Annotated in this window: 11 protein-coding genes; 4 read left to right on the forward strand and 7 right to left on the reverse strand. The window is 71.5% G+C overall.

The window, feature by feature from the left end; all coding sequences use genetic code 11:
• Positions 1 to 45 precede the first annotated feature (45 nt).
• On the reverse strand, positions 46 to 843 hold the full coding sequence (locus I596_RS12565) for an MOSC domain-containing protein (protein ID WP_067648468.1): 798 nt from the start codon (positions 841 to 843) through the stop codon (positions 46 to 48).
• Between the two features lie 102 nt (positions 844 to 945).
• Between I596_RS12565 and I596_RS12570 the strand changes: the two genes are divergently transcribed.
• The 3 genes from I596_RS12570 to fghA are packed head-to-tail and all read left to right on the forward strand — an operon-like array spanning position 946 to position 3,462.
• The gene (locus I596_RS12570) at positions 946 to 2,262 is read left to right on the forward strand and encodes an NTP/NDP exchange transporter (RefSeq protein WP_067648471.1); all 1,317 of its coding nucleotides are present in this window, start codon (positions 946 to 948) and stop codon (positions 2,260 to 2,262) included.
• Positions 2,263 to 2,266: 4 nt separating this feature from the next.
• Entirely contained in the window at positions 2,267 to 2,593 is a 327-nt protein-coding gene (locus I596_RS12575; RefSeq protein WP_067648474.1) for a YnfA family protein, read from the forward strand.
• 23 nt (positions 2,594 to 2,616) lie between these two features.
• On the forward strand, positions 2,617 to 3,462 hold the full coding sequence (gene fghA, locus I596_RS12580) for an S-formylglutathione hydrolase (protein ID WP_067648477.1): 846 nt from the start codon (positions 2,617 to 2,619) through the stop codon (positions 3,460 to 3,462).
• 54 nt (positions 3,463 to 3,516) lie between these two features.
• Here the strand turns inward: fghA and I596_RS12585 are convergent, their stop codons facing one another.
• The 6 genes from I596_RS12585 to I596_RS12610 all read right to left on the reverse strand — a co-directional run bounded on the left by I596_RS12585 (position 3,517) and on the right by I596_RS12610 (position 10,574).
• On the reverse strand, positions 3,517 to 4,137 hold the full coding sequence (locus I596_RS12585) for a hypothetical protein (protein ID WP_067648479.1): 621 nt from the start codon (positions 4,135 to 4,137) through the stop codon (positions 3,517 to 3,519).
• 70 nt (positions 4,138 to 4,207) lie between these two features.
• On the reverse strand, positions 4,208 to 5,104 hold the full coding sequence (locus I596_RS12590) for a DUF1684 domain-containing protein (protein ID WP_067648482.1): 897 nt from the start codon (positions 5,102 to 5,104) through the stop codon (positions 4,208 to 4,210).
• A gap of 110 nt (positions 5,105 to 5,214) precedes the next feature.
• The gene (gene mutL, locus I596_RS12595) at positions 5,215 to 7,029 is read right to left on the reverse strand and encodes a DNA mismatch repair endonuclease MutL (RefSeq protein WP_067648485.1); all 1,815 of its coding nucleotides are present in this window, start codon (positions 7,027 to 7,029) and stop codon (positions 5,215 to 5,217) included.
• A gap of 167 nt (positions 7,030 to 7,196) precedes the next feature.
• Entirely contained in the window at positions 7,197 to 8,525 is a 1,329-nt protein-coding gene (locus I596_RS12600) for an N-acetylmuramoyl-L-alanine amidase (protein WP_067648488.1), read from the reverse strand.
• Positions 8,526 to 8,613: 88 nt separating this feature from the next.
• Positions 8,614 to 9,096, reverse strand: a complete 483-nt coding sequence (gene tsaE / locus I596_RS12605; RefSeq protein WP_067648491.1) for a tRNA (adenosine(37)-N6)-threonylcarbamoyltransferase complex ATPase subunit type 1 TsaE — start codon at positions 9,094 to 9,096, stop codon at positions 8,614 to 8,616.
• Complete coding sequence (locus tag I596_RS12610; protein ID WP_067648495.1) at positions 9,093 to 10,574, reverse strand: bifunctional ADP-dependent NAD(P)H-hydrate dehydratase/NAD(P)H-hydrate epimerase; 1,482 nt, start codon at positions 10,572 to 10,574, stop codon at positions 9,093 to 9,095. Before I596_RS12610 ends, tsaE begins: the two co-directional genes overlap by 4 nt.
• A gap of 21 nt (positions 10,575 to 10,595) precedes the next feature.
• Here I596_RS12610 and queG point away from each other — a divergent pair, with 21 nt between their 5' ends.
• Positions 10,596 to 11,720 (forward strand): tRNA epoxyqueuosine(34) reductase QueG, encoded by a 1,125-nt coding sequence (gene queG, locus I596_RS12615; RefSeq protein ID WP_067648498.1) that lies wholly within the window; start codon positions 10,596 to 10,598, stop codon positions 11,718 to 11,720.
• Positions 11,721 to 11,731 lie beyond the last annotated feature (11 nt).

An 11,731-nucleotide genomic window follows, 5' to 3' on the forward strand; every position in this document is an offset into this window, starting at 1 on the left:
TCCCGCCTCTTCTGCGGGCCGTTCGCTCTCGCGCCGGCCCGCTCCTCAGTCCAGCACGTCCACGCGGTCGCCCACGCGCACGCCGCCGCCGGTGAGCGGGATCAGGTTCTGGCCGAACGTGACGCCGTCGGCGCCGCGTCGATAGGTCAGCAAGGTCCGCAGCGGCTCGCCGTCCGGATCGCGCACGCCGCGCTCGAAATCCACCGTCGTGAAGACGCAGCGCGTGCACGGCTTGACCACCTCGAACACCAGGTCGCCGATGCGCACGCGCTTCCATCGGTCCTCGGCATGCGCCTCGGTGCCGGCGACGATCAGGTTGGGCCGGAACCGCAATGGCGAGACCGGCCGTGCCAGCCTGGTGTTGAGCAGGTCCACGGCCGCGGCCGACAGCAGCAGCAGCGGGAATCCGTCCGCGAAGCTGACTTCGCCGGCCTCCGAATAGCGCCCGTCGATGCGGCGCGTCGCGGCCGGGTCCATGTGGACGAAGCGCGCCGGTTGCCCGAGAAAGCCGCTGATCCACGCATCCGCGGCCGGCTCGGCGGGCAGCGCGAGCACGCGGCTGCCCCATACGGTCACCGCGGTCCGCTCGGCCGCCGCCGGCGCCAGCCGCAGCGTCGGCAGGTCCGGCGCATCGAGCCGCAGCGCGTCCGGACCATCCGGGCAGGCGCGGACCAGCGTCAGGCGCGGCTGCTGCCGCCCGGTGACGAAACGGCCGTCGGCATCCACGACCATCCAGCGCCGGTCGCCGGCCAGGCCGCGCGGATCGACTTCGGCCGCCGGCTGCGGCAACGGCGCGCACGACTTCAACGGATACACGTACAAGCCGGAGAGCGTGATCGTCATGCGCGGTCGAGTCTGGCCGAGGCGGAAATACAATGTTAGCGTGCGCGGCGCAACATGCTTCGGCCCCGGCCTCCGCCGGTCGCGAAAGCCAGGGGATTGCAGATGGCGGCAGCCGATTCCACGCACAGGCAGGGCTGGCAGGCGCTGATCGCCGGCGCCGACCGGCACGAGCGCGTGGCGCTCTTCTGGTCGTTCGCCTTCTTCTTCTCGCAGCTGTTCGGCTATTACATCCTGCGCTCGGTGCGCGAGGCGCTGATCAGCGCCGACGGCGCGCGGCTGATCCCGGCCGTGTTCACCTCGGTCTTCGTCTGCATGCTGCTGCTGACGCCGCTCTACGGCGCCCTCGTGGCACGGGTCGCCCGGCGCCATTTCATGCCGGCGATCTACCTGTTCGTGATCGCGATGCTGCTGCTGTTCGCGTTCCTGGTCGGCCGCGGCATGAGCAGCGGCGTGGCGGTCGCGTTCTCGATCTTCCTGTCGGTCATCAACCTGTTCACCGATGCGGTGTTCTGGAGCTTCATGGCCGACATCTTCGTCAACCAGCAGGCCAAGCGCTTCTACGCGGTGATCGCGGCCGGCGGCACGATGGGCGCGATCCTCGGCCCGGTCGCCTCGCTGGGGCTGGTCGCGCACGTGAACGCCTCCGGCCTGATGCTGATTTCCGCGGCGTTCTACGCGATCTGCCTCGGCTGCCTGTTGCGCCTGATCCCGTGGGCGCGGCAGCAGGAGCGGGACCACGGCCGCGAGGACGGCGACCGCCTGATCGGCGGATCGATCGTCGCCGGCGCCAGGATGGTGTTCCGCAGCCCGATCCTGTTCGCCCTCGTGCTGCACATGTTCTTCGGCGTCAGCATCGGCGTGCTGCTCTACAGCTCCCAGGCCGACACCGTGCAGGCACTGGGACTGAGCTACGCCGAACGCAACCGCTACTTCGCGACGATCGACCTGACGATGAACCTCGTCGTCCTGCTGGTCCAGGTGCTGGTGACGCGGGTCCTGCTGGCGCGCTACGGCGTGGGTCCGCTGCTGCTGATACCGGCGATGCTGGTCGGCATCGGGCTCGGCAGCCTGGCGCTGGCGCACGGCGCCCTGCTGCTGGCGGTCGTGCAGGTCGGCACGCGCGGATTCTCGTTCGCCTTCGTCAAGCCGGCGCGTGAAACGCTGTTCACGCTGGTCGATCGCGAGGCGCGCTACAAGGCCAAGAACTTCATCGACACCGTGGTCTACCGCGGCGGCGACATGGCTTCGAGCTGGGCCTACATCGGACTGGGTGCGATCGGCCTGAGTCTGGCCGCGCGCGCAGGCGTGTGGATCGCGGTAGCCGTGGCCTGGCTGGCGGTCGCGATCTGGCTCACGCGCCTGCAGCGGCGCCTGCGCGACACGCGGCAAATGGACGCACCGCCGGCCGGGGACGCGTAGCGCGATGCTCAGGACCGCGGGCCTGTTCGTCCTCACCGCGCTGGCCGAGATCGTCGGCTGCTACCTGCCCTGGCTGTGGCTGCGCAAGGGAAAACCGGCCTGGCTGCTGGTTCCGGCCGCGCTGGCGCTGGCGCTTTTCGTCTGGTTGCTGACCCTGCACCCGACCGCGACCGGCCGCGTCTATGCCGCCTACGGCGGCGTCTATGTTGCGGTGGCACTTGCATGGCTGTGGCTGGTCGATAGCGTTCGACCATCCGCATGGGACATCGTGGGCGCGGTGGTCGCGCTCACCGGCATGGCTATCATCGTGCTCGGTCCCCGCCACGTTTGATCCATCGCCTTCCAGGAACCGACATGACATTCGAGACGATCTCCGAGCAGCGCTGCTTCGGCGGCATCCAGGGCTTCTATTCGCACGCCTCTTCCGAGACCGGCGGCACGATGAAGTTCGCGGTCTACCACCCGCCGCAGGCGGCGACCGGCAAGGTGCCGGTGCTGTACTACCTGGCAGGACTGACCTGCACCGAGGAGACCTTCATCATCAAGGCCGGCGCCCAGCGCCTGGCGGCGGAACTGGGCCTGATGCTGGTCGCGCCGGACACCAGCCCGCGCAACACCGGCATCGAGGGCGCCACCGGCGACTGGGAGTTCGGCGAGGCTGCCGGCTTCTATCTCGATGCGACCACGCCGGCGTTCGCCGCGCGTTTCCGCATGTACAGCTACGTCACGCGCGAACTGCCGGCGCTGATCGCCGCCGGGTTCGCGGCGGCCGACACCGCGCGCAGCGGCATCTTCGGGCATTCGATGGGCGGCCACGGCGCGCTGACGATCGCGCTGAAGAATCCCGGCGCCTACCGCTCGGTCTCGGCGTTCGCGCCGATCGTCGCACCGTCGCAGGTGCCCTGGGGCCTGAAGGCGCTGCCGCGCTACCTGGGCGAGGACCGCGTGGCGTGGCAGCCGTACGACACGGTGGCCCTGCTGCGCAGCGGCCACCGCTTCGACGGCACGCTGCTGGTCGATCAGGGCGACGCGGACAAGTTCCTCGAACCGCAGCTCAAGCCCGAGCTGCTGGCCGCCGCCGCGAAGGACGCCGGCCAGGCGCTCACCCTGCGCCTGCAGCCCGGCTACGACCACAGCTACTACTTCATCCAGACCTTCATCGAGGACCACCTGCGCCATCACGCGCGGGCGCTGGCCTGACAGGCACCCCACCGGCGTCCGCCGCATCGCGGCGGCGCCGGGCACGGTCGCCGGCTACTCGTAGCCCCACGGCGGGGGCGGCGCCTCGACCGGCTGCGACAGGTCGAATTCCACCCGGAAGTGGCGATCGGGCCGTCGCAGCTCGTAGGCGAAGCGCGAGCCGGGCTCGACCTCCAGCGACCAGACGTTGTCGACCGACGCGTTCAATCCGCCCTTCAGGAACATCGCCTTGGATTCGGCGTCCGCCGGAAACGACTGGCGTATCGCGGTACCGGCGCCGGCCGCGGCACTGTCGCCGCCGTACTGCGTGAGGTCGTCCTCGCTGCCGTCGCGATGACGGTGGTCGTGCTTGAGGCGCAGGCCGCCGTCGACGCGGCTGACGATCCAGGTCCGCGAGCGATCGTCGCCGACGTGGAACGGAATGCGGATCTCCTGCTCGGAGCAGGTGCGCACGTGCATCACCGACGGACCGCCGAAGCTTTCGCGGTCGCGCTCGTCGAAGGCGACCAGGCGGCCCGCGAAGGCCTTGCCGCAGAGTGCGCCGAGCTGCGCGAAGAAGGCATCGGCTGGCTTCGCCGAGGCGGCGGTCGGACTCGAGGCCGCGGACGAAGGGGTCGGGCGGTCGCAGCCCGGCAGCAGGATCAGCAAGGCGATCGGCAGGAGGAAGGTACGCATGCGCCAACCCTAACGGGCCGGAGCCACCGCCGCAAGGCGACGCACCCGCCCGTGCCGGATCGCCGCCGCGTCAGTGATCGCTGCCGCGGTACTTCTTCTCGCCGGCCGTCACCGCCACGCCCAACCGGTTCTCCGGCGGCGCCAGCGGACAGGTCGCGTACGGCGTGAACGCGCACGGCGGGTTGTAGGCCTTGTTGAAGTCGAGCACCACGACACCGTCCTTGGCCACGTCGGCATAGAGGAACCGCGCGGCGCCGTAGGTCTCCTTGCCGCTGGTCCGGTCGGCGAGGATGAAGAACAGCTGCGTCGCGTCCGGCGACTCGATCACCGGCAGCAGCTCGTAGCTGCGGCCTTCGCGCTCGAACACCGCCTTGCCGGGCACCGTCATCGCATCGACGGTGCCGATGATGTTGGGGATGTCCAGCGTCCGGGGTGGATCGAACGCGACCCACTGGGCCTCGATCCGCCAGGACGGATCGATCGGGTACCGGTCCAGGCCGAGGAAGTGCGTGCGCGTGGGCGCCTCGCTGTCGCGCACGCGCAGCGCGTAGCGGTCGCCGCGCTTGATGACGATGAAGCTCGCGGTGCCGAAGCGGACCACGCTCGGCTCGGCCTGGGCATCGTCGCGCAGCGCGGCCTTGGACACGCGCTGGCCGTCGATGGTCGCCTCGGCGGCCGGATCGAGTTCCAGCGTCACGCCGCCGCCGTCGAGCACCGCGACGCCGAGCTTCGCCGGCCCGGCCTTCAGCACGATGTCGTTGCCGTCGGCGCTGCCGATCGTGTTGCGCCCGGCCTGCAGCCAGTCCAGCCCGATCAGGCTGAGCCAGCCTTCGGGTGCCTGCAGGCGCTCCAGACGCTTGGCCTGCCAGGCCTGGATCTGCTGGGTGTAGTCCGATGGTGCGGCGGTGGCGGGGACGGTCATGGCGAAGATCACGGCGAGGATCGCGACGAACGGGCTGCGGGTCATGGCATCGATTCCGGAACGGCGGGACGCGCCGGCAGGGGCATCAGCGTACCACCGGAGCGGACGCGGCCCGGTCGCCCGGCAGCATGAGGATATGAGCGATCGGCCGATTCTCAACGGCCGCGCAGGAACAGGCGGTCCAGTTCGGCCATGCCGAGCTGGACCGTGGTCGGCCGGCCGTGGTTGCACTGCCCGGACCGCTCGGTGCGCTCCATCTCGCGCAGCAGCGCATTCATCTCCGGCAGGCTCAGGCGGCGGTTCGCGCGCACGGAGCCGTGGCAGGCCATCGTCGCCAGCAGTTCGTTGCCGGCTTCCTCGATCCGGCGCGAACTGCCCTGCGCGACGAAGTCGGCGATCACGTCGCGGACCAGCTGCTGGACGTCCGAGCCTTCGAGTAGCATCGGTACGCGTCGCACCACCGCGCCTTGCGGGCCGCTGCGCACGACGTCGAAGCCGAGCACGGCGAAACGCTCGGCGTGCTCCTCGACGGCAGCGGCCTCGCGCTCGCTCAGCGCCAGCGTCAGCGGCACCAGCAGCTGCTGCGCACGAATGCCCTCCCCGGCCTGCGCCAGCTTGAGCTTCTCGTAGGTGATGCGCTCGTGCGCAGCGTGCATGTCGACCAGGACCAGGCCCTGGGCGTTCTCGGCCAGGATGTAGACGCCGTGCAGCTGCGCCAGCGCGAAGCCGAGCGGGGGCACCTCGCCGGCTTCCTGCGGTGCCGTGCCCTCGGCACGGTACTCGCCCGCCGCGTCGGTGCCCGGTGCGATCGCCGGCGCCATGCTGCCACGGGCCGGCGCGCCCAGCAGGGCCGCGTAGTCCGCCAGCGGTTCGCGCGTGCCGAGTCCCAGTCCGCCCTGCTGGCGGTAGACCGGCCAGGCCGGCAGCGCGGCAGGCGCGGCGGCCGGAGCCGCGGCGACGGCGGAGCCGGCGCGCGTTCCCGACAACGCCTCGTCGAGCGTGCGGTACAGGAAGTCGTGCACCAGCCGCGACTCGCGGAAGCGCACCTCGTGCTTGGCCGGATGCACGTTGACGTCGACCAGGGCCGGATCGAGCTCGAGGAACAGCACGAAGGCCGGATGACGGCCGTGGAACAGCACGTCGGCGTAGGCCTGGCGCACGGCATGGGCGACCAGGCGGTCGCGTACCAGGCGCCCGTTGACGTGGAAGTACTGCTGGTCGGCCTGGCTGCGCGAGGCGGTCGGCAGGCCGACCCAGCCGTGCAGGCGTAAGCCGGCGCCGGCATGGTCCACGCGCAGGCTGCGCTCGACGAAATCACCGCCGAGCACGTCGCCGATGCGGCGCTGGATGTCGGCCTCGCCGTGCGCGGGCCGCAACAGGCGCAGAGGCTTGCCGTTGTTGGCGAGGCGGAACTCGACCTCGGCACGGGCCAGCGCGATCGACTTGATCAGCTCGTCGATATAGCCGAACTCGGTGCGCTCGGCGCGCAGGAACTTGCGGCGTGCCGGCACGTTGTAGAAGAGGTCGCGCACCTCGACCACGGTGCCGACCGGATGCTGGGCCGGCTTCGGCAGCAGCGGCCGGCCGCCGTCCACCTCGATGCGCCAGGCGGCGTCGCCGCCGGCGGTGCGCGACATCAGCGCGAAGCGCGAGACCGACGCGATCGACGGCAGCGCCTCGCCGCGGAACCCGAGCGTGCCGACCCGTTCGAGGTCGTCGAAGCTGGCGATCTTGCTGGTCGCATGCGAGGTGATCGCCAGCGGCAGGTCGTCCGGCTCGATGCCGCCGCCGTCGTCGCGCACGCGGATCAGGCGGGCGCCGCCGTCCTCGATGTCGACCTCGACGCGGCGCGCGCCGGCGTCGATGCTGTTCTCGACCAGTTCCTTGACGACCGAGGCCGGGCGCTCGATCACCTCGCCGGCGGCGATCTGGTTGACCAGTTCGGGAGGAAGCGCGTGGATGCGTCGCATGAGCGGAAACGGCAAGACGTCACCGCATCATAGCCGAACGCCTGCGCCGGCACGTTGTCGCGAAAGGGGGGGGCCGCGCCGCCGGTCCCACGGGGCGACGGCGTGCGCCTTGGTCCCGGAGGCGGCCCTGCCCGGATCGCGCCGGCAGGCGGTTTCCCGATGGCGCGCTAGCCGGCCGGAATGTCCAGCACGTCGCCGACGCGCAGCGCGTCGCTGGCCAGCTTGTTGGCGCTGCGCAGCTTGCCGGCGGTGGTCCCGTGGCGCTCGGCGATGATCGCCAGCGTCTCGCCCCGGCCGACGACATGGCGCGACGGACGGAACTTGTCGGCGTTGGCGGCGAACCAGGTCCCCTGCGGCGGCATCATGCGGAAGTAGTTGCGCGCACCGTCGAGGATCGCGCCGGCCAGCTTCTCGCGATGGACCGCATCGTTGAGGCGCTTCTCCTCGGCGGGGTTGCTGATGAAGGCCGTCTCGACCAGGATCGAGGGCACGTCCGGCGAGCGCAGCACGACGAAGTTGGCACGCTCGACCTGGCGCCGGTGGGTCGGGCCGATCTGCCGCAGCGCGACCAGCACGTGATCGGCCACCGCGTTGCTGGCGTCCATCGTCGCGCCCTGCTGGAGGTCGAGCAGCACCGCCGCGAGGCTGTCCTCCTTGTCGTCCAGCGACACGCCGCCGATCAGGTCGGCGCGGTTCTCGCGATCGGCCAGCCGCCGTGCCGCCTCGCTCGATGCGCCGCGCGTGGACAGCACCCATACCGACGATCCGCGCGCCGTCTCGCACGAACCCGGACAGGCGTCGGCGTGGATCGACACGAACAGGTCCGCGCGCGCCTCGCGCGCCTTGCGGTAGCGGTCCTCGCGCTTGACGTAGTAGTCGCCGTCGCGGGTCAGGATGGCGGTCATGCCCGGTTCGCGGTCGATCTGCCGCTTGAGCTCGCGCGCGACCTGAAGCGTGATGTTCTTCTCGTGGGTGCCGGTGGCGCCGCGCGCGCCCGGGTCCTCGCCGCCGTGGCCGGCGTCGATCGCGATCACCACCGGGCGCGGCTCGCCGGGCAGCACCTGCTTGACCGTCTTGACCGGTGCCGGCTTCTGCTTGGGGTACAGATCGACCACCAGCCGATAGCCGAGCTTCTCGGCCGGCGGCAGCAGGAAGCTCTTGGGCCGCACCTCGGCGCCCAGGTCCAGGACGATGCGCGCGTCGCTCTTGCCCTGCTTGCCGATGCGGACGGCCTTGAGCATGCCCTTGGCGGCCGGCGCCCCCAGCCCCTCGACGATGCGTCCGTCCTTGACGTCGATGACGATGCGCCCGGGGTCGGAAAGCTCGAACAGCTTGTAGTCGAGCGGGCCGCTGACGTCGAACACCGCGCGCGTGTAGTCCGGACCTTCCCAGATGCGCAGCGCCTTGATGTCGGCCGCTCCGGCGGGCACGGCGGCGCCGAGCAGCAGGGCCGCCCAGGGAGCGAGGATGCGCGCTGGAAGTTTCCCCAATCGCATAGGCCGCGATTGAACCGCAGCCATACGCAAATTTCAAGATTTTTTTCGTTCTAAATCCACAAGCTGCAGGACATTCCTGACCAACTATTCAGGTTTGTCCTGATTCCGCCGCCGCGCGCAGCCGGTCGAGCATCGCCCGCCCCTGGGCGCTGACGGCCTCGATCGCCAGGTCGCGCACCGCGCCGGCATGTGCCAGCCGGACCGCCAGATCGACCGGCGGCAGCGCATCGCCGCCGCGCTCGGGCCATTCGATCAGCAGCACCGCGCCGGGGTCGGCCAGGTCGGCCAGGCCCAGCCACTCCAGCTCGCCGGGGTCCGCGATCCGGTACAGGTCCAGATGATGCAGCGCACGCCCATCGGCGCGGTAGGACTCGATCAGGCTGTAGGTCGGGCTCTTGATCCGCGCGCCGGCCCCCAGCGTACGCAGCAGCGCGCGCGCGAACGTGGTCTTGCCGGCGCCGAGGTCGCCGTGCAGATGAATCACGCCGCCATCGGCGAGCGCCGGCGCGAGCGCCGCGGCCAGCGCGGTCAGGCCCGCCTCGTCGACCACGCGACGCAGGGCGCCGCTCATGCCGTGAACCGGTTGGCCAGCGTCCGCAGCGGCGCGAACAGGTCCGAGGCGAGCAGCCCGCGCGGCGATCCGCCGGCGGCGAGGTCGCCGGCGCGCGCATGCAGCGCAACGCCGAGCCGGGCCGCGTCCCAGGCACTCAACCCTTGCGCCAGCAGGGCGCCGATCACACCGGTCAGCACGTCGCCCATACCGGCCGTCGCCATGCCCGGATTGCCCCAGGGACATACCGCCACGTGGCCGTCCGGATCGGCGATCAGGCTGCCGGCACCCTTGAGCACGACCACCGCACGGTGGCGCTGCGCCAGCGCGCGCGCGGCCGCGTAGCGGTCGGCCTGGACCGCCGCGACGTCACTGCCGAGCAGGCGCGCCGCCTCGCCCGGGTGCGGTGTCAGCACACTGCCGGCGGGCACCGGCTGCGCCTGGCGTGCCAGCAGGTTCAGCGCATCGGCATCGACCACGCACGGCCTGCCGGCCGCCAGCGCGCGGTCCCAGAGCGCATGCGACCAGGCGCCCTGGCCCAGGCCCGGTCCGAGCGCGACCACGTCGGCGCGTTCGAGCAAGACCTGCAAGGCCGGCGCACCGTCGACGCCACGCACCATCAGCTCGGGGCGCGCGGCGAGAACGGCACCGACGTGGTCCTCGCGCGTGGCGATGCCGACCAGTCCGGCACCGCAGCGCAGCGCCGCTTCGCCGGCCAGCCGGATCGCACCGCCCATGCCGTGGTCGCCGCCGACCGCGAGCAGATGGCCGAACCGCCCCTTGTTGACGTCGGCATCGCGGGTCGGCAGCACGCAGCCGATGCCCGCATCGAGCAGGCGCGCATCGGGCACGATGCCGCTGCGCGCCATCGCGGGGACGTCGAGCAGTGCCAGCTCGCGCTCGCCGCAGCAGTCGGCCGCCGCCGCCGTGAACAGGCCGCGCTTCCAGCCGACGAAGCAGATCGTCGCCGCGGCACGGACGGCAACGCCGAGCGGCATGCCGGTATCGGCGGCGAGTCCCGACGGGACGTCGAGGGCGAGCACCGGCCGCCCGCATGCGTTCAGCTGCGCGATCAAGGCCGCGGCGACACCCTGCGGCGCACGCGCCAGGCCGGTTCCGAACAAGCCATCGACGTAGACGTCCGCCAGCGGCAGTCCATCATCGGCGTTCCCCAGCCCGCCGCCGGCGTCGGCATAGGCGGCGAGCGCCGCCCGCGCGTCATCGCCGCCCGGGCGCTCCGGCAGCAGGGCCGTCACGGCCAGGCCCGCGTGCAGCGCCCGTTCGCCGACCAGCAGCGCATCGCCGCCGTTGTTGCCGGATCCGGCCAGCAGGCACAGGCGGCGGGCCTCGGGCCAGCGCCGCCGCAGCGTGTCGAATGCCGCGGCGGCGGCACGCCGCATCAGCTCCAGGCCCGGAACGCCGCAACGATCGATCGTCGCGCGATCGATCCGGCGGACCTGGTCGGCGGTGTACAGCGCGGTGGCGGGATCGGCCGGCATCCGACCGATTATAGTGACCCGATGCCAGCCGCCGCATGCCGGAACACCATCGACTTCGCCGCCCTCGCCGCGGAGATCCGGCAGTGGGCGGCGGAGCTGGGCTTCCGCGACATCGGCATCGCCGGCACCGAGCTGGGCGAGGACGAGACGCACCTGCTCAACTGGCTGGCGGCCGGCCGCCACGGCGAGATGGACTACATGGCCAACCATGGCGTCAAGCGCAGCCGCCCGGCCGAGCTGCAGCCCGGCACGCTGCGCGTGATCTCGGTGCGCATGGACTACCTGCCGGCCGGCGCGCGCGACGGCTGGGACGTGCTCGGGGATCCGGACGCAGCCTACGTCGCGCGCTATGCACTGGGACGCGACTACCACAAGCTGATGCGCAACCGCCTGCAGAAGCTGGCCGATCGCATCGCTGCCCGGACCGGGCCGTTCGGCTATCGCGCCTTCGTCGATTCGGCGCCGGTGCTCGAGCGCGCGCTGGCACGCGATGCCGGCATCGGCTGGATCGGCAAGCACACCTGCCTGATCGACAGCCGCGGCGGCTCGTGGTTCTTCCTCGGCGAGTTGTTCACCGACCTGCCGCTGCCGCTCGGCGCCGCGGCCACCGCGCACTGCGGCACCTGTACGCGCTGCATCGAGATCTGCCCGACCCGGGCCATCCTCGCGCCCTACCAGCTCGACGCGCGCCGCTGCATCGCCTACCTGACGATCGAATCGCGCGGGCCGATCCCGGTCGAACTGCGTCCGCTGATCGGCAACCGCATCTTCGGTTGCGACGACTGCCAGCTGGTCTGCCCGTGGAACAAGTTCGCCACGCCGACCACCGAGCCGGACTTCGCGCCGCGCCACCGGCTCGACGACAGCCGCCTGGTCGACCTGTTCGCCTGGACCGAGGCCGAGTTCCTGCAACGCACGGAAGGCTCGCCGATCCGCCGCACCGGCTATCCGGGCTGGCTGCGCAACATCGCCGTGGCGCTCGGCAATGCGCCCTATGCCGAACCGACGATGCAGGCGCTCGCGGCGCGCCAGGACGATCCTTCCGAGCTCGTGCGCGAGCACGTCGCCTGGGCGCTGGCCGAGCAGCGGCGCAAGCAGGCAGCGCACGCGTCCGTCTCGGCAGGGCCGGCGCCGGGCGCCGGCTGAAGGGCCGCCCG

Origin of the sequence: Dokdonella koreensis DS-123, from assembly GCF_001632775.1 — a bacterium.
GTDB classification, from domain to species: Bacteria; Pseudomonadota; Gammaproteobacteria; order Xanthomonadales; family Rhodanobacteraceae; genus Dokdonella; species Dokdonella koreensis.